This is a genomic window from Oceanithermus profundus DSM 14977 (assembly GCF_000183745.1).
GTDB lineage: Bacteria > Deinococcota > Deinococci > Deinococcales > Marinithermaceae > Oceanithermus > Oceanithermus profundus.
Genome location: NC_014761.1, coordinates 932077 through 952209, shown reverse-complemented (window position 1 = coordinate 952209; position 20133 = coordinate 932077). Strand labels below are relative to the sequence as shown.

The 20133-nt window shown below is 70.9% G+C and carries 17 protein-coding genes; 7 read left to right on the top strand and 10 right to left on the bottom strand.

From position 1 onward, the window contains the following. The first annotated feature begins 26 nt into the window (after positions 1 to 26). The 4 genes from OCEPR_RS04685 (at position 27) to OCEPR_RS04670 (ending at position 7270) form a co-directional block, all read left to right on the top strand. Entirely contained in the window at positions 27 to 1667 is a 1641-nt protein-coding gene (locus OCEPR_RS04685) for a long-chain-fatty-acid--CoA ligase (protein WP_013457559.1), read from the top strand. Between the two features lie 68 nt (positions 1668 to 1735). Further along, on the top strand, positions 1736 to 3412 hold the full coding sequence (locus tag OCEPR_RS04680; RefSeq protein WP_013457558.1) for a long-chain-fatty-acid--CoA ligase: 1677 nt from the start codon (positions 1736 to 1738) through the stop codon (positions 3410 to 3412). Between the two features lie 103 nt (positions 3413 to 3515). Beyond that, positions 3516 to 5390 carry a hypothetical protein gene (locus OCEPR_RS04675; RefSeq protein WP_013457557.1) on the top strand — a complete coding sequence of 625 codons (1875 nt, stop codon included), beginning with the start codon at positions 3516 to 3518 and terminating at the stop codon, positions 5388 to 5390. Further along, a complete protein-coding gene (locus tag OCEPR_RS04670) occupies positions 5390 to 7270 on the top strand; it encodes a hypothetical protein (protein ID WP_013457556.1) in 1881 nt (626 codons plus the stop codon). The genes OCEPR_RS04675 and OCEPR_RS04670 overlap by 1 nt, the downstream gene beginning before the upstream one ends. On the opposite strand, the gene ppdK is transcribed toward OCEPR_RS04670, so the two are convergent. The 7 genes from ppdK to miaA all read right to left on the bottom strand — a co-directional run bounded on the left by ppdK (position 7206) and on the right by miaA (position 15408). Beyond that, a complete protein-coding gene (gene ppdK, locus OCEPR_RS04665; RefSeq protein WP_013457555.1) occupies positions 7206 to 9815 on the bottom strand; it encodes a pyruvate, phosphate dikinase in 2610 nt (869 codons plus the stop codon). The genes OCEPR_RS04670 and ppdK overlap by 65 nt on opposite strands. Before the next feature lie 122 nt (positions 9816 to 9937). Then, positions 9938 to 10381, bottom strand: coding sequence for an RrF2 family transcriptional regulator (locus OCEPR_RS04660; protein WP_013457554.1), 444 nt, complete (start codon positions 10379 to 10381; stop codon positions 9938 to 9940). Between the two features lie 43 nt (positions 10382 to 10424). Next, entirely contained in the window at positions 10425 to 11225 is an 801-nt protein-coding gene (locus tag OCEPR_RS04655) for a metal ABC transporter permease (RefSeq protein WP_013457553.1), read from the bottom strand. Then, the gene (locus OCEPR_RS04650; protein ID WP_013457552.1) at positions 11218 to 11997 is read right to left on the bottom strand and encodes a metal ABC transporter ATP-binding protein; all 780 of its coding nucleotides are present in this window, start codon (positions 11995 to 11997) and stop codon (positions 11218 to 11220) included. Before OCEPR_RS04650 ends, OCEPR_RS04655 begins: the two co-directional genes overlap by 8 nt. Further along, entirely contained in the window at positions 11994 to 12407 is a 414-nt protein-coding gene (locus tag OCEPR_RS04645) for a Fur family transcriptional regulator (RefSeq protein ID WP_013457551.1), read from the bottom strand. Before OCEPR_RS04645 ends, OCEPR_RS04650 begins: the two co-directional genes overlap by 4 nt. A gap of 73 nt (positions 12408 to 12480) precedes the next feature. Continuing rightward, positions 12481 to 14433, bottom strand: a complete 1953-nt coding sequence (acs, locus tag OCEPR_RS04640) for an acetate--CoA ligase (RefSeq protein ID WP_013457550.1) — start codon at positions 14431 to 14433, stop codon at positions 12481 to 12483. Positions 14434 to 14493: 60 nt separating this feature from the next. Continuing rightward, positions 14494 to 15408: a tRNA (adenosine(37)-N6)-dimethylallyltransferase MiaA gene (miaA, locus tag OCEPR_RS04635; RefSeq protein ID WP_013457549.1), complete on the bottom strand. Its 915-nt coding sequence runs from the start codon at positions 15406 to 15408 to the stop codon at positions 14494 to 14496. Positions 15409 to 15450: 42 nt separating this feature from the next. Between miaA and OCEPR_RS04630 the strand changes: the two genes are divergently transcribed. Next, positions 15451 to 15864: an Hsp20/alpha crystallin family protein gene (locus tag OCEPR_RS04630; protein WP_013457548.1), complete on the top strand. Its 414-nt coding sequence runs from the start codon at positions 15451 to 15453 to the stop codon at positions 15862 to 15864. Here the strand turns inward: OCEPR_RS04630 and OCEPR_RS04625 are convergent. Further along, positions 15861 to 16445 (bottom strand): thymidine kinase, encoded by a 585-nt coding sequence (locus OCEPR_RS04625; RefSeq protein WP_013457547.1) that lies wholly within the window; start codon positions 16443 to 16445, stop codon positions 15861 to 15863. The genes OCEPR_RS04630 and OCEPR_RS04625 overlap by 4 nt on opposite strands. A 65-nt stretch (positions 16446 to 16510) precedes the next feature. On the opposite strand from OCEPR_RS04625, the gene OCEPR_RS04620 reads away from it, so the two are divergent. Next, positions 16511 to 17407, top strand: coding sequence for an AAA family ATPase (locus OCEPR_RS04620; protein ID WP_013457546.1), 897 nt, complete (start codon positions 16511 to 16513; stop codon positions 17405 to 17407). A gap of 2 nt (positions 17408 to 17409) precedes the next feature. Then, entirely contained in the window at positions 17410 to 18162 is a 753-nt protein-coding gene (locus OCEPR_RS04615; RefSeq protein WP_013457545.1) for a DUF58 domain-containing protein, read from the top strand. Here the strand turns inward: OCEPR_RS04615 and OCEPR_RS04610 are convergent. Both OCEPR_RS04610 and OCEPR_RS04605 read right to left on the bottom strand, forming a co-directional pair. Further along, positions 18131 to 18952, bottom strand: coding sequence for a hypothetical protein (locus tag OCEPR_RS04610; RefSeq protein ID WP_041554023.1), 822 nt, complete (start codon positions 18950 to 18952; stop codon positions 18131 to 18133). The two genes, OCEPR_RS04615 and OCEPR_RS04610, sit on opposite strands and share 32 nt — an antisense overlap. Positions 18953 to 19059: 107 nt before the next feature. Then, positions 19060 to 19812 carry a hypothetical protein gene (locus tag OCEPR_RS04605; protein WP_013457543.1) on the bottom strand — a complete coding sequence of 251 codons (753 nt, stop codon included), beginning with the start codon at positions 19810 to 19812 and terminating at the stop codon, positions 19060 to 19062. Positions 19813 to 20133 lie beyond the last annotated feature (321 nt).

Genomic DNA, 20133 nt, shown 5'->3' with positions numbered 1-20133 from the left:
TCCACCGGCACACCGCGGAGGCGCGCATGAACGAACCCTTTTGGCGAGAGCACTACGACGACGGCGTTTCCTTCCAGCTCCCCCCGCTCGAACCGTTGCCGACCACGCTCCGGCGCGTCGCCGAACGCCAGCCCCGCAGCACCGCGATCGTGTTCCTGGGCTCGCGGATCAGCTACCGGCGGCTGTGGAACGAGGCCCGGCGCTTTGCGGGCGCGCTCGCGGCCTCCGGCGTCGAGCCCGGCGACCGCGTGGCCCTGATGCTGCCCAACAGCCCTCAGTTCGTCGTCGCCTTCTACGGCGCCCTGCTGGCCGGCGCGACGGTCGTGAACGTCAACCCCATGTACACCGCGCGCGAGCTGGCCCACCAGCTCGGCGACTCCGGGGCTCGAGCGCTCGTGCTGCTCGATCTGCTCTGGCCCCGCTTCGAGGAGATCCAGGACGAGTTCGCCCTCAAGGCCGTGGTGCGAACCGGCATCCAGGACTACCTGCCGTTTCCCAAGAACCGGCTCTTTCCGCTCAAGGCCCGGCGGGAAGGAACCTGGCCCGAACGCTTGGGCGGCACCCCCTGGAAGGCCTTCCTGCGCAACGGCCGCGAAAGCGCGCCGCCGCCTCGGGAACCGCGACTCGACGACCTGGCCCTGCTGCAGTACACCGGGGGCACGACCGGAACGCCCAAGGGCGCGATGCTCACCCACCGCAACCTGGCCAGCAATGCCCACCAGGTCAAGGCCTGGATCCCCGATTTTCGCGAGGGCGGCGAGGTGATCCTCGGGGTCATCCCCTTCTTCCACGTCTACGGCATGACCGTGGCCATGAACCTCGCCGTCGTGGGCGGCGCCCGGCTGGTGCTGCTGCCGCGCTGGGACACCAAGCTGACGCTCGAGACCATCCAGCGCGAACGCCCCACCCTCTTCCCCGGCGTGCCCACGATGTACGTGGCCATCAACACCTCGCCGCTCACGCCGCGTTACCGGCTCGGCTCGATCCGGGCGTGCATCTCCGGCTCCGCCCCGCTCCCGGTCGAGGTGGCCCAGACCTTCGAGAAGATCACCGGCGCCAAACTCGTCGAGGGCTACGGCCTCACCGAGTCCTCGCCCGTCACCCACGCCAACCCGATCTACGGCCGCAGGAAGAAGGGGGCCATCGGCCTGCCGCTGCCCGGAGTCGAGGCGCGGATCGTCGATCCCGACGGCCAACCCCTGCCCCCGGGCGAGGTGGGCGAGCTGGTGGTCAAGGGGCCCAACGTGATGAAGGGGTACTGGAACCGGCCCGAGGAGACGGCGCAGACGCTGAAGGACGGCTGGCTGTTCACGGGCGACGTGGCGCGGATGGACGAGGAGGGGTACTTCTACATCGTCGACCGCAAGAAGGACATGATCATCGCCGGCGGGTACAACATCTACCCGCGCGAGGTGGAAGAGGTGCTGTACCAGCACCCGGCGGTCAAGGAGGCCGCGGTGGTGGGGGTGCCCGACGCCTACCGGGGCGAGACCGTGAAGGCCTTCGTGGTGCTCAAGGAAGGGTACGAGGGCCAGGTGAGCGAGGAAGAGTTGAAGCAGTTCGCCAAGGAACGCCTGGCCGCCTACAAGGTGCCCAAGCTTTGGGAGTTCCGCGACGACCTGCCGAAGACGGCGGTGGGGAAGATCTTGAGGAGGATGCTGAAGTAACCAGGGGCGCGATCGACCTTTGCGCGCCCGGCCGGTATACTGAAGGCTAAGAAAACTGGAGGCGCAACATGGAACGACCCTGGTACGCCCATTACGACGAAGGGGTGCCGCGCGAAGTGGACTACCCCGAGGTTCCCCTCTACGAGCTGATGCGCAGGACCGCGGAGGCGAACCCCGAAAAACAAGCCCTCGACTTCCTGGGCCGACGAATGAGTTACGGCCAGCTATGGGAGGAGACGCGCCGCTTCGCGCGGGCCCTCCAGGACCTCGGGGTCAAGCCGGGCGACCGCGTGGCCATCATGCTGCCCAACACCCCGCAGTTCATCATCGCTTTCTACGGCGCGTTGCTGGCCGGCGCCGTGGCCGTGAACACCAACCCGCTCTACACCCCGCGCGAGCTCTCGCACCAGCTGCGCGACTCGGGCGCGGAAACGCTGGTGATCCTCGACCTGCTCTGGCCCCGCTACGCGGAGGTGGCCGGCGAGGTTCCGGTGAAGCGCGTGGTGACCACGGGCCTCCAGGACTACCTGCCCTTCCCCAAGAACTGGCTTTTCCCGATCAAGGCCAAGAAAGAAGGCCGCTGGGTGAACCTGCCGCGCGACCCCAAGCGCCACGACTGGAAACGGCTGCTCCAGGCCCCGCCCAGCCCCGAGGCGCACCCGATCGAGACCGACGACCTGGCGCTCCTCCAGTACACCGGCGGCACCACCGGGGTTTCCAAGGGCGCGATGCTCACCCACCGCAACCTGATCAGCAACGTCTTTCAGGTCGATGCCTGGGAACCCGGACAGGTCTGGAAGAACGGCGTCATGCTCAGCGTGATCCCCTTCTTCCACGTCTACGGCATGACGGTGAGCATGAACTACTCGGTGATGCGGGGCATGAAGATGGTCCTCCTGCCGCGCTTCGAGATCGCCGAGGTGGTGGCGGCGATCGAGAAACACCGGGTGACCCACTTTCCCGGCGTGCCCACGATGTACGTGGCCTTCAACACCTTCCCGGGCATCGAGAAGCGCAACATCCGCACCATCAAGGTCTGCCTCTCGGGCGCCGCGCCGCTGCCCGTCGAGGTGGCCACCAAGTTCGAGGAACTGACCGGCGCCAAGCTGGTGGAAGGCTACGGCCTCACCGAGGCCGCGCCGGTGACCCACTGCAACCCGCTCTACGGCGAACGCAAGGTGGGCTCGATCGGCCTGCCCTTCCCCTCGGTGGACGCCTACTGCGCAGACCCCGACGGCCACCCCCTGCCCCCGGGCGAGGTGGGCGAGCTGGTGGTCAAGGGGCCCAACGTGATGAAGGGGTACTGGAACCGGCCCGAGGAGACGGCGCAGACGCTGAAGGACGGCTGGCTGTTCACGGGCGACGTGGCGCGGATGGACGAGGAGGGGTACTTCTACATCGTCGACCGCAAGAAGGACATGATCATCGCCGGCGGGTACAACATCTACCCGCGCGAGGTGGAAGAGGTGCTGTACCAGCACCCGGCGGTCAAGGAGGCCGCGGTGGTGGGGGTGCCCGACGCCTACCGGGGCGAGACCGTGAAGGCCTTCGTGGTGCTCAAGGAAGGGTACGAGGGCCAGGTGAGCGAGGAAGAGTTGAAGCAGTTCGCCAAGGAACGCCTGGCCGCCTACAAGGTGCCCAAGCTTTGGGAGTTCCGCGACGACCTGCCGAAGACGGCGGTGGGGAAGATTCTCAGGCGGATGCTGCGCAAGGAAGAGGAAGAAAAGCAGCGTCCCGAAGGGTAGCGCCCCGGTCGCCCCACCGCATCCCCCACGTCTGCGGACGTGGGGGCGTTCCTTGGTCCGCGCGTGCCCCGGCCGGGCGGAAACGTTGTGGTAGCATGCTGGCATGAAAACAATCAAGTTACTTATCCTTCTATGGGCTGGGCTCGTATTTTCCTTGGCCCTCGCCAACGACCCTTGGGGCCTCGAAGTGCTCGAGCAGAGCGCCCGCCAGGGAATCGAGCCGCGCACCCCTGAAGACGCCCTGGCCCTGGCGCTGGACGTCGACGTCGAGGACCTGGCGGCGTTGTACGCGGAGCTGCCGCAGTCCTACCTGCGCCGTTTCGAGAACCTCGGCCCGGTCCGGGAGGGCGAGCCGCGCTTCAGGCCGGGCGAGCCGCTCTACGTGGACGCACCCCTCCGCAGGGACACGCCTCCGCCGCCCGACGCCCGCATCCGCCGCCTGCTCGCCGACAAGGCCAAGCGTTTTCTGGCGCGCAACGGGATCGAAGCGGGGCAAGAGGGCTTCGACCGCTGGCTCGAGTTGGCCAAGACCTGGTACTGGAGGGACGTGCTCACCCGAGCGGGCCCGCGTTACGTGGTGCCGCTCTTCAACGCCCGCGGGGAGTGCGTGGGCACGGTCGTCGTGCCCGCCTGGAAGCATCCGGGCAGCCTCGTCCGAACCGTGACCAGCTGCCAGCGCAACTATCCGTACCTTGGCGAGGCCGACGCCCGCAAACGGCTGGCCGAGGAAGGCCTCGAACCCGTTCGCGGCCTTGTGGCCGCCTTCCTGCCCGGTCCGGCCAATCTCCGGCCCCTGGGCGCCTGCGACGCGGCCAACACCTTCGGTGACGGACGCCTGGGCGTCTGGACCGACGGGGTGCACGCCGTCGGAGTGGCCAGCGGCAACGTCTACCGGCTCACCCAACCGTTCGATGATCTGAAGCGGCTCGCCGGAAGGCTGCGCTACGCCGTGCAGTACGTGCAGGTACCCGACGAAGACCCCCGGCAGATCACGCCGGTCTACCCGGGTTTCTTCAAGCTCGTAGGCTGCGGCGACCCCCAGCGCGACGACTACGAGGGGACCCGGCCGCAAGGCCGGCTACCCGCCTCGGTGATGTCCGCCCGAAAACGCAGCGCCCTCCTGGAGCGGCAACTGGCACAGGGCGGTCCGGACCGTCCGACGCCCGAAGCGGCGCGCCGTCGATTCGAGGACGGCTTTCTTTTTCGCAGTGACGTGGGCATGCTGCGCTCGATCTTCGGCGAGCGCCTGCCGCCCTGGGCGCTCGAGGCGCTGGCGGCCCTTCCCGAGGAAACGCCGGTAATGGACGTCCTGCAGCTGCGCGAGCCCTACTTCGTGCGTTCGCTGGTGCGCCTGCCCGAGAACCCGCCGAACGATCCGCTCGTTGACCTGGCCCTCGACGCCGTCGCCCGGGACCGGATGCGCGTCCCTCTGGGCACCCCCGCCCTTACGCTCGAAGAGGCCCGACAGCGAGTCTGGACGTTCACCCGGGGCCTCTTCGTCTCGCGGTACTACACCGAGCTGGTCGACGAAAAGGGGCGCTGCGTCCTCATGGCGAGCGTTCCCGTACAGGACGAGGCGGGCGGCTTCGGAGAAATGCTGGCGGCCTGCCGCACCCCCGACCCCGTGCGCAGCGCCGGCGCGGCCGCTACCCGCTTCCGTGAGGCCGGGGTCGAACCCCGGGGTCCGCTCGAAGCCGTGCTGCTCTTCCATCGCCCCGATCCCCGCACCCTCGACTGCCCAGGCGACGAAGAGGCCCTGCTCGTTCCTTACTGGAGCGACGGTCGCTACGCCCTGAACGGGCAGAGCGGCAACCTCTACCGCATCCTGCCCGAGGGCCTCAACTACCTGACCCAGGCGCCCGAACCGTACGCGTGGATCGAGCGGTCGGACGGGGACGGGGGCGGCCTGGAGTTCTTGGTCTTCTACCTGCCCGTACGGCTCGAGCCCGTCCACTGCGCTTCGGAGAGGGTGCGGTGATGCGGCTCCGCACCGCCCTGCTGGGCGCCGTGCTCGGAGCGCTGCTCGCCCCGGCCTCCGCCTTCGGGCCGCCACCGGCGCGCCTGGACGACCTCGCCCGCATCAACGCCGCCGGCCTGCGCCCGGTTTCCGAGGCCTACGTGCTGGGTGAGGCGCAATTCTTCTTGGAAACGACGAGCGTAAGCGAGTTCGTCCGGCTCTACGAAGACGGCCCGGAGCCGGCGGGCGACCGCTTCGCCGGACTCGAGGGCTCGAGCCCGGCCGGCGAAGCCTTTCGTGTCGCCAAACCGCTCCGCGTCGACGCGCCCTTCGGCCCCGACACCCCCATGCCCGCAGACGGTCCGCTGGCCGGCGCCCTCGAGCGCCTGGCGGAGCGCAAACTGCGCGAATGGAAGATCGAGGCGAGCGACCCCGAGCGCGGCCGCTGGCTCGAGCAGATCAAACGGTGGTACTGGCAGGACGCTCTGCGGCAGGCCGGCCCGTGGTTCCTGGTTCCCTTCGTGAACCAAGCCGGCGCGTGCGTGGCCCTGTTCGAATACCCGGCGTGGTGGCACGAGGGCGGGACGAGCTTTTCCCTGACCGCCTGCCCCGAACGGGGCTACCTGACGCGGGCCGCCGCGCAGCGGCTGCTGGAACGCTTCGGTCTAGGCCCCGCGGGCCCGCTGCGGCCGCTGCGCGGCCTGGGCATACCCCGCGGGGGCGTGATGCCGCGCACGTGCTACGAACGCGCGTTTGCCCTCGACCCCGACAAGGGCGTTTGGACCGACGGGCGGTACGCGGTGGACCTGCGCTACGGAACGGCCTACCGCGTCCGGCCCCGCTTCGACCCGGAGCCCGCGGCCGAGCCGCCGGTGGCGGCCCCGCACTACCGCAGTGGAGACGATCCGCTCCGGATCGTCGCGCCCTACGCGCTCGAGCCGCTACTCTGCACCGACGCGGTTCCGGACGCCCCCCTCGAGCCCGTCGCCGCACCCGGCGAGCCGCCGCCGCTCGAAGGCGCCGTCGCCTGGCTGCCGCGCCAAGCAGAAAAGCTGGAAGCCATCACCGAGGAGGACCTCCTGCCCTGGCTGCGCCAGCTGTGGGGTTCGTCGCTCACGATCCAGAACCTGCGCGACGTCGTCCAGGGTGCCGAGAACCGTGCCCGGCTCGACCGCTACGACCCCGAAACGCCCGCGCTCGACGCGCTCGAAGTGTACCCGCTGCTGCGCGTGGGCTCACTGGTGCGCCTGCCCGAACGTCCGCCCGAAAGGGGCCTCGACCGGCTGCTCTCGGACCAGGCCGCCACGAGCCTCCAGCGGCTCTTTGCCCGCTACGGGGTGGAGCTTTCGCATGATCAGGCGCGTGCGCAGGTGTGGACCGCACTGCGCATCCAGACCGGCCCGGAGTTCTACGTTCCGCTGCGCGATCCCGAGAGCGGGCGTTGCCTGGCCCTGCTCGCCGTTCCGGCGCTGCGCGAATCCGAAAGCGTGGGCGGGGGATACGCCCTGATGGAATGCCCCTCGCCGGCCGGACCGCTCGACGAGGAAGAAGCGCGCGCCCGCCTGAGCGAACTGGGAGCCTCCCCGGCCCACCGCCTGGAACTCGTGCGCCTGCCCACCCGTCAGGACGGCCGCTACCGCAGCTGCGACGCGCTCCTCTTCGACGGGCCCTTCTGGAGCGACGGGCGCTGGGCGGTCCACGCCTTCAGCGGCCACGTCTACCGCATCCTGCCGCGGGGCAAGGATTGGCTGCGCGACCCGCCGCCGCCCTACCTGCAGGCGGCCGACGTGGTCATGGACGGCGAGGTGGAAACCTACCTGGGAGCCCTTCTCCCGCTCAGGCTCGAGCCCGAGAACTGCCCCCCGCCAGCGCCGCCTGGGCCGCAGCCAGGCGTGCGGTGAGCACCCGGAAGGGCGAGGCCGAGACGTAGTCGAGCCCCAGCCGCTGGGCCAGGTGCACCGACTGCGCCTCGCCGCCGTGTTCGCCGCAGAGGCCCAGCTTGAGGTTCGGGTTGGCGGCGCGCCCCTCGCGCACCGCGATCTCGAGGAGCCGGCCCACCGCCGCGGCGTCGAGGCGCTCGGTGGGGTCGTGGGCGAAGGTGCGGGCGTCGAGGTAGCGGGGCAGGAAGTGGCCGGCGTCGTCGCGGCTGATGCCGAAGGTGAGCTGGGTCAGGTCGTTGGTGCCGAAGCTGAAGAAGTCGACGAGCGGCGCGATCGCCCCCGCCACCAGCGCCGCGCGCGGGGTCTCGACCATCGTGCCCACGGGCAGCACCAGATCGAACTCGGCGAAGACCTCGCGCACCACCGCGAGCGCCTGCTCCACCTCCTCGGGGGTGGAGACCAGCGGGATCATCAGCTCGGGGCGCGGATCCCTCCCCTGCTCCATGAGCGCGCGGGTGGCGCTGAGGAGCGCGGCCGTCTGCATGCGCAGGATCTCCGGCCGCACCAGCAGGAGCCGCACCCCGCGGAAGCCGAGCATGGGGTTCACCTCGTGCAGCTGGCGCACCTGGGCCAGCACCTTGGCCTCGCCGGGGGCGAGCGCCCCCGCGGCCTCCTTGCGCTCGAGCTCCACCAGCGGCGGCAGGAACTCGTGCAGCGGCGGGTCGAGCAGGCGCACGGTCACCGGCAGGCCGTCCATGGCCTCCAAAAGCCCCATGAAGTCGGCCCGCTGGAAGGCGAAGAGCCGGTCGAGGGCCTCGCGTTCTTCCTTCTCGGTCTCGGCGAGGATCAGCGCCCGCACCCAGGGAATGCGCTCGGGGTCAAAGAACATGTGCTCGGTGCGCACCAACCCGATGCCCTCGGCCCCAAGCTCGCGGGCGCGCCGGGCGTCCGCCGGGGTGTCGGCGTTGGCGCGCACGCCCAGCTCGCGGTGGGGTTCGGCCCACTCGAGCAGCCGCTGCAGGTAGGCGCCGCTGCCCCCTTCGCTTAGGGCGACCTCGCCGGCGAAGACCTTGCCGGTGGTGCCGTCCAGGCTGATCACGTCGCCTTCCTTGAAGCTGCGGTCGCCGAGGCGGAAGCTGCGCTCCTCGAGGTTGAGCGAGAGCGCGGCCACCCCCACCACCGCGGGCACGCCCATGCCCCGGGCCACCACCGCGGCGTGGCTGGTCATGCCGCCGCGGGCGGTGAGGATGCCGCGGGCGATGTACATGCCCGAGATGTCCTCGGGAGTGGTCTCGGGGCGCACCAGGATGACGGGCAGCCCCCGCCCCGCCCAGCTCTCGGCGGTCTCGGCGTCGAGGACGGCGTGGCCCACCGCCGCCCCCGGCGAGGCGGGCAGCCCTTCGGCCACCGGCTCGGGGGCGCGGTCGGGGTCGATCCGCGCCCGCAGCAGGCTGGGGAGGGTGTTGGCGTCGACGCGCGAGAGGGCCTCCTCGCGGGAAATCGCCCCTTCCTCGGCCATCTCCACGGCGATCCGCACCGCGGCCTCGGGGGTGCGCTTGCCGGTGCGTGTCTGCAGCAGGTAGAGGCGGCCGCGCTCGACGGTGAACTCGAAGTCCTGCATGTCGCGGAAGTGGGTCTCGAGCCTTGCGGCCACGTCGGCGATCTCTTCGTAAAGCCCGGGGTCGCTTTCGCGCAGGCGCTCGAGCGGCTGGGGGGTGCGCACGCCCGCGACCACGTCCTCGCCCTGGGCGTTCTTCAGGTACTCGCCGTAGAGGCCGCGCTCACCGGTGGCGGGGTTGCGCGAAAAGCCCACGCCCGTGCCCGAGTCGTCGCCCAGGTTGCCGAAGACCATCGCCTGGACGTTGACCGCCGTCCCCAGGTCGTCGGGGATCTCGTAGAGCCGGCGGTAGGTGCGCGCCCGCGGGTTGTTCCAGCTTTCGAAGACCGCGCGCACCGCGCCCTCGAGCTGCCGCCAGGGATCGTCGGGGAAGGCCTGACCCTGGGCCTCGATATGTTCCTGGTACGCCGCCACCAGCCGCTCGAGGTCGGCCGCGGAGAGGTCCACGTCGCGCTCGGCCCCGGCCAGCACCTTGGCGCGGTCGAGGAGGCGCTCGAAGCCCTCGGCCGCGAGCCCCAGCACCACCTCGCCGTACATCTGCACCAGCCGGCGGTAGCTGTCCCAGGCGAAACGCGGGTTGCCCGACGCCTCGGCCAGCGCCGCCACGCCCGCGCGGGTGAGGCCCAGGTTGAGGATCGTGTCCATCATCCCCGGCATGCTCACCGGCGCGCCCGAGCGCACCGACACCAGCAGCGGCAGGCCGCCGGCGCCCCCGAAGCGCTTCCCGGTCGCCGCCTCCAGCCGCGCGACCTGCTGGCGCACCCCTTCCCACAACCCCTCGGGAAACGCGCCGTGCTCCAGATAGGCGCGGCAGGCCTCGGTGGTCAGCGTGAACCCCGGCGGCACCGGAAAGCCCAGCCGCGTCATCTCGGCCAGCGCGAAGCCCTTGCCGCCCAACAGCTCCTTGCCCAAACCCTCGGTTTCGGTGAACGCGTAGACCCAGCCCATCGTCCCCTCCCGTACCAATGCTCGCCCCTGCCGTCCCTCACGCGCGCGGGCGTGGTTTCATCTTACCCGCAACGAAGCCGCCGCCCCGGTGCGGGGCGGCGGGAAAACGGCCGGAAACGGAGCTACGAGGCCGCGGCGTGCATCTTGCGCTTGGCTTCGATCAGGCGCCGTTCGTCGATGAGGTGCTGCAGGTTGGTGCTGCCCAGCACCTCGCGGATGGCCAGGTCCACGCGCCGCCAGAGCAGCTCGGTGGAGCACTGCCCCTCGTGTTCGCAGCTGCCCGGGTCTTCGATGCAGCCCACGGGCGAGAGCGAACCCTCCATCGTCTCGACGACCTCGAGCGCGTTGATCTCTTCAGGGGGCCGCGCCAGCCGGTAGCCGCCGCGCGCCCCGCGGACGCTGCGGATGAAACCGGCACGCCGCAGCGCCGCCGCGATCTGCTCGAGGTAGTGCTGGCTGATCCCCTGCGCCTCGGCCACCTCCTTGAGCGGCACCGGATCGGGGCCGCGCAGGCCGATCTCCACCAGCGCGCGCAGCCCGTACTGCGCCTTCGTCGATACCCACATACGTACAGTTTAATGTCTTGTATTCCTACTGTAAATAGCGGGTTTACGAGGCCCTGCGAAACACCAGCGCCGCGGCGGTGAAGACGAAGGCCTGCAGCAGCACCACCGTGGCGCCGCTGGGCAGGTCGTAGCCGTACGAGATCAGGAGGCCGGCGAAGACGCTGAAGGTGCCCACGAGGACCGCCCCCACGACCATCCCCAGGAAGGTGCGCGCCCACTGCCGCGCCGCCGCCGCGGGGATGACCAGGAAGGCCGCGACGAGCAGGAGCCCCACGAGCTTCATGGCCACGACCACGACGAGCGCGACCAGGAAGGCGAGCAGGTAGTCGTCGAGGGCGACGGGCACCCGGTCGGCCGCGGCCAGCTCGCGGTCGAAGGTGGCGTAGGCCCAGCGCCCCCACAGCGGCAGGGTCAGGGCGGTGAGGGCGAGCAGCGCCAGGCTGGCCCAGAGGTCGGCCGGGGCGACCGCCAGGATGGAGCCGAAGAGGTAGGTGAAGGCCTCGGCGGTGTACTCGCGCTTCAGGGAAAGGAAGACGATGCCCAGCGCCATGGAGAAGGCGAAGAAGATGCCCACGGCGGTGTCGCCGCGGATGTGGGTGCGCTCGCGCACCCAGGTGATGCCGAGGGCCACCGCCGCGGTGAAGGGCACGGCCACCCAGAGGGGCTCGAGCCCCAGCAGCAACCCCAGCGCCACGCCGCCGAAGGCCGCGTGGGCCAGGCCCGAACCGAGGAAGCTGAGGCCCCGCTGCACCACGAAGGGCCCGTAGTATCCGGCGAGCAGGGCCATGACCAGGCCCGCGAGCAGCGCCCGCTGCATGAAGGGCAGGCTCCACACCTCAAGCACGGCGTTCTCCTTCCAGCGCCATCGAGAACCCGTGCGCGTGCCCCACGTGCCCGAAGGCCTCGCGCAGGCAGCGCTCCGAAAGGGCGCGCTCGGGCGGTCCGAAGCCGATGAGCCGGCGGTTGAGCACGATCACGTGGGTCGCGTGGTGGTAGGCCGCCTCCCAGTCGTGGGTGATCATCAGCAGGGTGGCGCCCGTCTCCCGCTGGTAGTCCTCGAGCAGCCGGTACATGTCGGCCTCGCCCAGCACGTCGATGCCGGTCGCGGGTTCGTCGAGCATCACCAGCTGGGGACGGCGCACGAAGGCCCGGGCCAGGTAGACCCGCTGCAGCTCTCCCCCGCTGAAACGGCTCACGGGGCGGCCGATCAGCTGCCCCGCGCCCACCCGCTCCAGCGCGGCGCGCACCTGCGCGCGTTCCGCGGGCGTGAGCCGGCCCGGCCAGGCGCGCCGCAGGCCGCTGGCCACCAGCTCCTCCGCGAGCGCCGGAAAAGTGCGGTCCAGGGTCTTGAACTGCGGCACGTAACCGATGCGCCGCGGATCGACCCCGTCGGTGGGGCGGCCCAGGACCCGGACCCGGCCGCCGCTCGGGGGAACGAGCCCGAGGAACACCTTGAGCAAGGTGGACTTGCCCGCGCCGTTGGGACCGACGATGGCCACGAAGGCCCCCGCGGGAACCGTCAGGGTGACGTCCTCCAGGGCGAGGTGGTCGCCGAAACGCACCGTCAGGTGCTCGACTTCCACGGCCGGTGGGCCTTTCTGGGGGGTAGCGTTCATGGCGACTCCTGACATTCGGGGCAGAGCCCGTAGACGATCAACGTGTGGCCGCGGACGCGGAAACGGCTGCGCCGGGCCAGCTCGGCTTCGTAGGCGCGCAGCCCGCACTCCTGGAGCGGTTCGACGTGGCCGCAGCGCTCGCAAACGAGCAGGTGCGCATGGTCCAGCACCGCGGCGAAGCGGACCTCCTCGTGCGGGGCGGCGAAGCGGACGATCAGGCCCGCCTCCTCGAGCGCGCGCACCGCCCGGTAGACGGTCGCCTGCCCGATCCCGGCCCGCTGCAGCCGCGCCGCGGCCTCGCGGATCGTGCTGCCGGGGTGGTCGGCGAAATCGCTCCACACCGCAACGCGCTGGGGCGTGCGCCGCAGGCCGCGCTCACGAAACCGCCGCTCGAGACCGGGCACCTCCATACCTGGTAAATCTTATCACTTCACGGCGCGCGCGTAAAGGCTACGGCTCACCCTGCGACGCTGCGGACCGCGGCTACTTCCCCTTCTTGAGCTGCTCGACCACGCTGCGGTCCTCGAGCGTGGAGATGTCGCCCGAGATCTCCTCCTGCCCCGCGGCGATCTGGCGCAGCAGCCGGCGCATGATCTTGCCCGAGCGCGTCTTGGGCAGGGCCGCGGCGAAGCGGATCTCCGCCGGACGGGCGATGGCGCCGATCACCTTGACCACGTGCGCCTTCAGCTCCTCGGCCAGCGCCTCGCTGGGCTCGACGTCGCCCACCGGCGTCACGAAGGCCACGATCGCCTCGCCCTTGATGGGGTCGGGCCGGGCCACCACCGCCGCCTCGGCCACCGCCGGGTGGCTCACCAGGGCGCTTTCAACCTCCATTGTGCCCAGGCGGTGGCCGCTGATGTTGATCACATCGTCCACCCGGCCCAGGATCAGGTAGTAGCCCTCGGCGTCGCGGCGCGCGCCGTCGCCGGTGAAGTACTTGCCCGGGTACTGGCTCCAGTACTGGTTCACGAAGCGCTCCGGATCGCCCCAGACGGTGCGCAGCATGCTGGGCCAGGGCTTGGTGATCACCAGGTAGCCGCCCTGGTCGGGCTCGCGGATGGGGTTCCCCTCGCCGTCCACGATCTCGGGGGCGATGCCGAAGAAGGGCTTGCCGGCAAAGCCGGGTTTCATCCGGTGGGCGCCGGGCAGCGTGGTGATCATGATGCCGCCGGTCTCGGTCTGCCACCAGGTGTCCACGATGGGGCAGCGCTCCTTGCCGATCACCCGGTAGTACCACAGCCAGGCCTCGGGGTTGATGGGCTCGCCCACCGTGCCCAGCAGCCTGAGCGAGTCGAGGCGGTGCTTCATCGGCCACTGCTCGCCCCATCGCATGAAGGCGCGGATGGCCGTGGGCGCGGTGTAGAGGACGGTCACCCCGTGCTTGTCGACGATCTCCCAGAAGCGGTCGGGTTCGGGGTGGTTGGGCGCGCCCTCGTACATCACCACCGTGGCCCCGTTGAGCAGGGGGCCGTAGACGATGTAGGAGTGGCCGGTGATCCAGCCCACGTCGGCGGTGCACCAGTAGGTGTCGTCGTCCTTCAGGTCGAAGACGGTGCGGGCGGTGTGGAAGGTGTAGGTCATGTAGCCGCCGGTGGTGTGGAGCACCCCCTTGGGCTTGCCGGTGGAACCGGAGGTGTAGAGGATGAAGAGCGGGTCCTCGCTGTCCATCGGCTCGGGCGGGGCTTCGCCTTCCACACCCTCGACCAGCTCGTGGTACCAGTGGTCGCGGCCCGGCTCCATGGGCACCTCCTGGCCGGTGCGCCGCACCACGACCACGTGCTTGACGATCCCGGTTTCGCGCACCGCCTCGTCGGCAGCCTCCTTGAGGGGCACGACCTGCCCCCGCCGCCAGCCGCCGTCGGCGGTGATGAGCACCTCGCTGCCGGCGTCCTTGATGCGCTCGGCCAGGGCGCTGGCCGAAAAGCCGCCGAAGACGACCGAGTGCACCGCCCCGATGCGGGCGCAGGCCAGCATGGCGACGGCCGCCTCCGGGATCATCGGCATGTAGAGGGTGACGCGGTCGCCCTTCTTCACCCCCAGACGCCGGAGCACGTTCGCGAAACGGCTCACCTCCCGGTGCAGCTCGTGGTAGGTGAGCGTGCGGGTGTCGCCCGGCTCGCCCTCCCAGACGATCGCGGCCTTGTTGCGCCGCCAAGTCGCCAGGTGCCGGTCGAGGGCGTTGTAGCTCACGTTGGTCTTGCCGCCGGTGAACCACTTGGCGTGGGGCGGGTTCCACTCGAGCACCTTCTGCCAGGGCTCGAACCACTCGAGCTCGCCGGCGATCTCGCCCCAGTAGCCTTCGGGGTCCTCGATCGAGCGCCGGTACTCGGCCTCGTATTCTTCTTCGCTCTTCACCCGGGCCCTCAGGCGAAACGCCTCGGGCGGTTCGAAGCTGCGCGTCTCCTTGAGTACGGCTTCAATGCGATCCTTGTCCACCGCTGGCCCCCTTCCCTAACTTGGGTTTTGAGCCAGCATACGGCCGGCCGCAGACCCGCGTCAAGGACGGCCGAAGCGGCGCTCGAACCAGAAGGCCGCCCCGCGGCGCGCCGCCGCACCGGCGCGGGGGAGGTAGGCGACGTCGCCCGGTTCACGCCGCAGCCAGGTGTACTGGCGCTTGATCAGCCGCCAGACCGCGCGCCGGTCGGCCTCGAGCGCTTCCTCGTAACTCCATTCGCCCCGCAGGTGGCGCACGACCTCCTTGTAGCCGATGGACTGGAGCGCCGTGGGCATCCGCGGGTAGCGCTCGAGCAGGGCCCGCACCTCGTCGATCAGGCCGTGCTCGAACTGCCAGCGCGCCCGCTCCCAGACTTTCTCTTTCAGCGCCGCCCGCTCGGGCCAGAGCACCAGCTTGGCGCAGCGCACCCGGGGCGCGCGCGGCGGGAAGTCGGCCGGCGGCCGTCCCGAGCGCCGGAGCACCTCCAGCGCCCGCACCAGCCGGCGCGGGTTGCCGGCCACCCGCGCCGCGTCGGCCGGGCTCGCGGCCGCCAGCTCGGCCAGCAGCGCCTCCGATCCCCGGCGCTCCAGCTCGGCCCAAATCGCCCGCTGGACCGCCTCGTCGGGCGGCGGGGTGGTGGGCAGCCCCTCGCACAGCCCGCGCAGGTAGTAGACCGTCCCCCCCACCACCAGCGGAATCCGCCCGCGGGCGCGCACCTCGGCGATCGCGCGCTCGGCCGCCTCCACCCAGCGCACCACGTCGTAAGCCTCGTCGGGCCGCGCGACGTCCACCAGGTGGTGGGGCACCCGGGCCCGCTCGGCGGCGGACGGCTTGTCGGTGCCCACGTCCAGCCCCCGGTAGACCATGGTGGCGTCCGCGCTCACGACCTCGAGCGGCCAGCGCTCCGCCAGCCACAGCGCCAGCGACGACTTCCCGCTCGCGCTGGGTCCCGTCAGCACGGGTACGGCGCGGTTCACGCCCCCATCCTAACGGCGCTAGACTGGGGGAAGGAGGCGGCCATGGAACTGGAACGAAGCGACCGCTGGGCGGCCATCGAAAAGCTGATCGAACTCAAGCGGCGTATCGAGGCGCTGGAGTCGCGCTTCGGGGCGGACGCCCTCGCCGACTGGGCTCCGCCCGTCGACGTTCTCGACGAGGGCGAGGCCTACCGAATCCTGGTGGACGTGCCCGGGGTCAAGCCCGAGGACCTCGAGCTGCAGGAAGAGGGGCGCACGATCACGATCGCCGGCGTGCGTCACGAACCCGAGGCGCGCTACGTCACCCGCACCCGCCCGCACGGTTACTTCCGCCGGGCCTTTACGCTGCCCGAGCCGATCGTCGAGGGCGCGGCCGAGGCCAGCCTGAAGCAGGGGGTGCTCGAGATCCGCATCCCCAAGGCGCAGGGGCGCGCGGTGCCCATCGAACCCAGCTAGTCGCGCAGTACGTGGCAGCCGCGGCAGCGCGGCTCGTAGGCCTCCTTGGCCCCGACGAGGATGACCGGGTCCTCGTAACGGGCGGGCTCCCCATCGATCAGGCGCTGCGTGCGCGTCGCCGAGCGGCCGCAACGCACGCAGACGGCGCTCAACTTCTCCACGAACTCGGCCCGAGCCAGAAGCTGGGGCATGGGCCCGAAGGGCTCGCCGCGGAAGTCGAGGTCGAGGCCGGCCACGATCACGCGGATGCCGCGGTCGGCCAGCCGCTCGAGCACTTCCGGCAGCGCGGCGTCGAAGAACTGCGCCTCGTCCACGGCCACGACCTGCAACGGCCCGTTCGCCTCCACCTGCGCCAGCAGTTCGGCGGCGCTGGCCACCGGCTCCGCCTCGACGCGCTGCCCGTCGTGGCTCACCACGTCGCGCTTGTGGTAGCGGTCGTCGAGCCGCGGCTTGAAGACGCGCACCTTCTGCCCGGCGATCATCACCCGCTTGACGCGGCGGATGAGCTCCTCCGACTTTCCCGAAAACATCGGCCCCGCGATCACTTCGATCCAACCGGTTTGATAGGGCAAGAACGGCACGGCCACCTCCGAAATCCGCCCTCCAGCTTACCCCAGCCTCATCCGGGCTTCGGGTATAACGGGGCATGGCGATCCAGAAGGTGCGCGAGGCCCTGACGAACGTCCTCTTCGGCCAGGAGGGCGTGGTGGACGCGCTGCTCGCCGCCGCGGCCAGCGGCGGCCACGTGCTCCTCGAAGGGCTTCCGGGTCTCGGCAAGACGCTGCTTGCCCGCGGCTTCGCCGCCGCCAGCGGCCTCAGCTACCGGCGCATCCAGTTCACCCCCGACCTGCTGCCCGCCGACGTGACCGGCACCGAGGTCTGGCAAGACGGGCGCTTCGAGTTCCGCCCCGGCCCCCTCTTCGCCCAGGTGGTGCTGGCCGACGAGATCAACCGCGCCACCCCCAAGACGCAGTCGGCCCTGCTCGAGGCCATGGAGGAAGGCGCGGTCACCGCCTATGGGGTGCGCCACGAGCTGCCCCGACCCTTCCTGGTGCTGGCCACCCAGAACCCCATCGAACTCGAGGGCACCTACCCCCTGCCCGAGGCCCAGGTGGACCGCTTCATGGCCAAGATCGAGATCACCGCGCCGAAGCGCGCCGTCTGGATGCGCATCCTCAACGAGACGCCGCGCGAACCCGAAGCCGTGGCCGAGCCCGAGGACTTCCTGGAACTGCGCCGCCGCGCGGACGCCGTGCGGGTCGCCTCGACGGGGATGGAGGCCGTCGTCAACCTGGCCCAGCTCGCCTCCGAGGAACCGCGCTTGCGCTTCGGCGTCAGCCCCCGCGGGGCCAAGGCCTGGCTCGCCCTCGCACGCGGCTTCGCGGTGCTCTCCGGCCGCGCCCACGTCGAGTGGGACGACCTGCGCGCCGCCGCCCGGCCGGCGCTCGTCCACCGCCTCTTCCTCACCGAGGAGGCGCGCTTCGAAGGGATCCGTGAGGCCCAGGTCCTCGAAGACCTGCTCGCCAAGGCCCTGCCCAAGTAGCCGTGTTCCGCTACCGCATCCGCACGAGCCTGCGCCGGCCGCTCCCGGGAGGGCGCAAGAGCCGCCGTGCCGGCGAGAGCCTCGACTTCATGGAGCTGCGCGGCTACACCCCGGGCGACGACCCGCGCTTCGTCGACTGGAAGGCCTACGCCCGCACCGGGCGGCTCTACACCCGGGTCTGGGAAGGCGAGGAGCGGGCCCGCTTCACCCTCTGGCTCGACGGCTCGCCCAGCATGGACCTCCACGGCAAGCGCGCCTACGCCCGCGAGGTGGCGCGGGTGCTGCTCGCCGCGGCGCTGCCCGACGAAACCTTCGCGCTCGACGAATCCGGGCCGCGCCGGCTGCGCGAACCCGCCGAACACGCCCGGCTGGCGCCCGATCCCCGTGGGCCGATGGCGGCGCTCGGCGAGCTGAGGCGCGCCCGCGGCCAGCTCGTCCTCGTCACCGACGCCCTCGACGAGGGCGACTGGGCCGGCTTCCTGCGCCAGCTGGCCCCCCGCCGGCCGATCCTTGTCCAGGTGCTCGCCCCCGAGGAGCTGGAACCCCCGCCCCACGAGGCCGAGTGGCGCGACGTCGAAACCGGAACGCGGGTTCGGGTGGACCGCGCCGCGCTCGCGGCCTGGCGGGTAGCGCTGGCCGCGCACCTCCGCGCCCTGCACCGAATGGCCGCGGAGCAGGGCGGCTATGCCCACCTGCGCGTGGGCGAAGCGATCGTGCCCGCGCTCAGGCGGCAGGGGGTGCTGGAGTGGCGCTAGCCGATTCGGGCGAACCCCAGACCACGTCGTAGACGCTGCGCAGCGCCGCGGCCACGATGGGAAGCCCGATCACCGTCGTCAGGAAGCCGCGCAGCGCCTCGGCGAAGAGGAAGCCGTAGAACTGCGGCTCGATCGCCCGGTCCAGATCGAGCTGCAACCCCACCCTGCCGAGCCACGAGGAAGCCAGCAACCACAGCGCGAGCACCGCGAACGCCGCCCAGTAGCCGGGGCGGATCAGGAGGCGGCCGTAGCCGGACGCCGACAGGGCCTCGCCCAGGCGGCCCAGCGCGTTCCGGAACCCGCGGGCGTGAACGGCGGCGTACACCATGGCCGGCAGCAGCAACGCCAGCGCGACCAGGCCGGCGACCTGGTAAGCCAGGTAGACGCCGACCGCGCTCGGGAAAGGCGCGAGCCAGAGCAAGAGCCCCAGCGCCAGCTGGACCGCCAGCAGCGGCAGGCCGGCCCCGAGCGCCGCGCCGACCGCGGCCGGGAACCCCGGTTTGCGGCCGGAGAGCGCCCGCTGCAGCCAGCCCACCACCAGGTAGGCCATCACCGCGACCGCAAACCACCCGACGAAGGTAGCCGTCCAGTTGAGCGGCGACGCCAGGGGCGCCAGCCCGCTCACGTCGGCGGACGAGGTCGAGGCGAGCCAGGACCAGATCATCGGCGTTCGGAGCGCGCGCGAGGCCGCGACAAGGAACCCCGCCAGCGCCAGACCGAAGGCCGCGTACCTCGCGAACGCGAGGGCATACCCCACCGTCCGTTCGAGAACTGCGCCTGCTTGTTTCATGTCCATAGTATACAACAGGAAGGGGTCCAATTTATGAGACACTCCGGTCCCGTTCCAGCGGGTCCTTCCCGGCCGTTCCGGGTCCAGGGAGCGCCGAGATCGAGGCGCTAACCCCGACGGCGCGCGTCCGGGGCGCCTGTGGCCCAGAACCTGCGGTAGACGAACACGAGAACGGCGACGGTCAAAGCCACGCGCAACGGCTCGACCAGGCTTCCAACCAAGACCGGCCCCACCCCGAGCGCCGGAGGAGGGTCGCCCCCCGGGGCCGCGGCAAGGGCCCCGGCCAGTTCCTCGAAGGCCGGGAGCAGCAACGCGGCCGACCAGAAGGGCACGGTCGCCCACGCGTCCATTCTTCTCCCCGCGAACAACCGCCCCCAGAACAGGGCCACGCCCTCACGAAACCCGCGCGCCTCCGCCCGCGCCGGCGCCTCGTAGAGCGCGGCCGCGCTCACGAACAGCACGCCGAGCCAGCGAACGGCCGTTCCGGACAGCCAAAACGCGAGCACGGCGGACAGCGCAGCCCAGACGAGAAAGACGAGGTTCGCCCCGAGGGCCACCCCCAGGTCGGGCCACCACCGGGGCCGGCTCCCGCGAAAGGCCGCCGCGTCGAGGCGCCCTGCGTTCGCGCCGGTGCGTACCCAGAAGACCGTAAGCGCTGCGGTGACCAGGGCGAAGGCCAGCAGGAGCGCCATCAGGATCAGGAAGCGGGCGTCGACGCGGCCGGCCGGCAGCACCCCGAGCTGGAAGTAGACGGAAAGCGCCCCCAACCCGGCCAGCGCTGCCATCCACCCCGGCTGGGAAGCGACGAGCTGCACCGCCAGCGCGAAGACTTCGCGCCACGTCCGGAAAGCGAGGTTCATGTAGTCATTTTAAGCAAAGAATCCGCGGGGGCGCCCCGGCACCACGGAAGTGCGCCCCGGACCCGATCCGGGGCCATGCTGACAGGAAGCCGAAATTACGTTGCCGGTGACGCGCCCACCGCCCAAGCCACGAACCACCCACCACAAGCCGCTTATCTGTATCCCCGAACCTGATCCAGGGTCCAGGCTGCACACAAGCCGGGGTCAAGTTACCTTCGGCGAGCTTACCGCAGGCCACTAGCTACCGGCCACTAGCTACCGGCCACAAGCTGCTCAGCTACCACGCACTAGGTACCACAAACCGCGTATCACGAACGGGGC

Excerpts from the sequence above, each read along its gene's own strand:
- OCEPR_RS04685 (WP_013457559.1), top strand. The coding sequence starts at position 27 with ATGAACGAACCCTTTTGGCGAGAGCACTACGACGACGGCGTTTCCTTC.
- OCEPR_RS04680 (WP_013457558.1), top strand. The coding sequence starts at position 1,736 with ATGGAACGACCCTGGTACGCCCATTACGACGAAGGGGTGCCGCGCGAA.
- OCEPR_RS04675 (WP_013457557.1), top strand. The coding sequence starts at position 3,516 with ATGAAAACAATCAAGTTACTTATCCTTCTATGGGCTGGGCTCGTATTT.
- OCEPR_RS04670 (WP_013457556.1), top strand. The coding sequence starts at position 5,390 with ATGCGGCTCCGCACCGCCCTGCTGGGCGCCGTGCTCGGAGCGCTGCTC.
- ppdK (WP_013457555.1), bottom strand. The coding sequence starts at position 9,815 with ATGGGCTGGGTCTACGCGTTCACCGAAACCGAGGGTTTGGGCAAGGAG.
- OCEPR_RS04660 (WP_013457554.1), bottom strand. The coding sequence starts at position 10,381 with ATGTGGGTATCGACGAAGGCGCAGTACGGGCTGCGCGCGCTGGTGGAG.
- OCEPR_RS04650 (WP_013457552.1), bottom strand. The coding sequence starts at position 11,997 with ATGAACGCTACCCCCCAGAAAGGCCCACCGGCCGTGGAAGTCGAGCAC.
- OCEPR_RS04645 (WP_013457551.1), bottom strand. The coding sequence starts at position 12,407 with ATGGAGGTGCCCGGTCTCGAGCGGCGGTTTCGTGAGCGCGGCCTGCGG.
- OCEPR_RS04630 (WP_013457548.1), top strand. The coding sequence starts at position 15,451 with ATGGAACTGGAACGAAGCGACCGCTGGGCGGCCATCGAAAAGCTGATC.
- OCEPR_RS04620 (WP_013457546.1), top strand. The coding sequence starts at position 16,511 with ATGGCGATCCAGAAGGTGCGCGAGGCCCTGACGAACGTCCTCTTCGGC.
- OCEPR_RS04610 (WP_041554023.1), bottom strand. The coding sequence starts at position 18,952 with ATGAAACAAGCAGGCGCAGTTCTCGAACGGACGGTGGGGTATGCCCTC.
- OCEPR_RS04605 (WP_013457543.1), bottom strand. The coding sequence starts at position 19,812 with ATGAACCTCGCTTTCCGGACGTGGCGCGAAGTCTTCGCGCTGGCGGTG.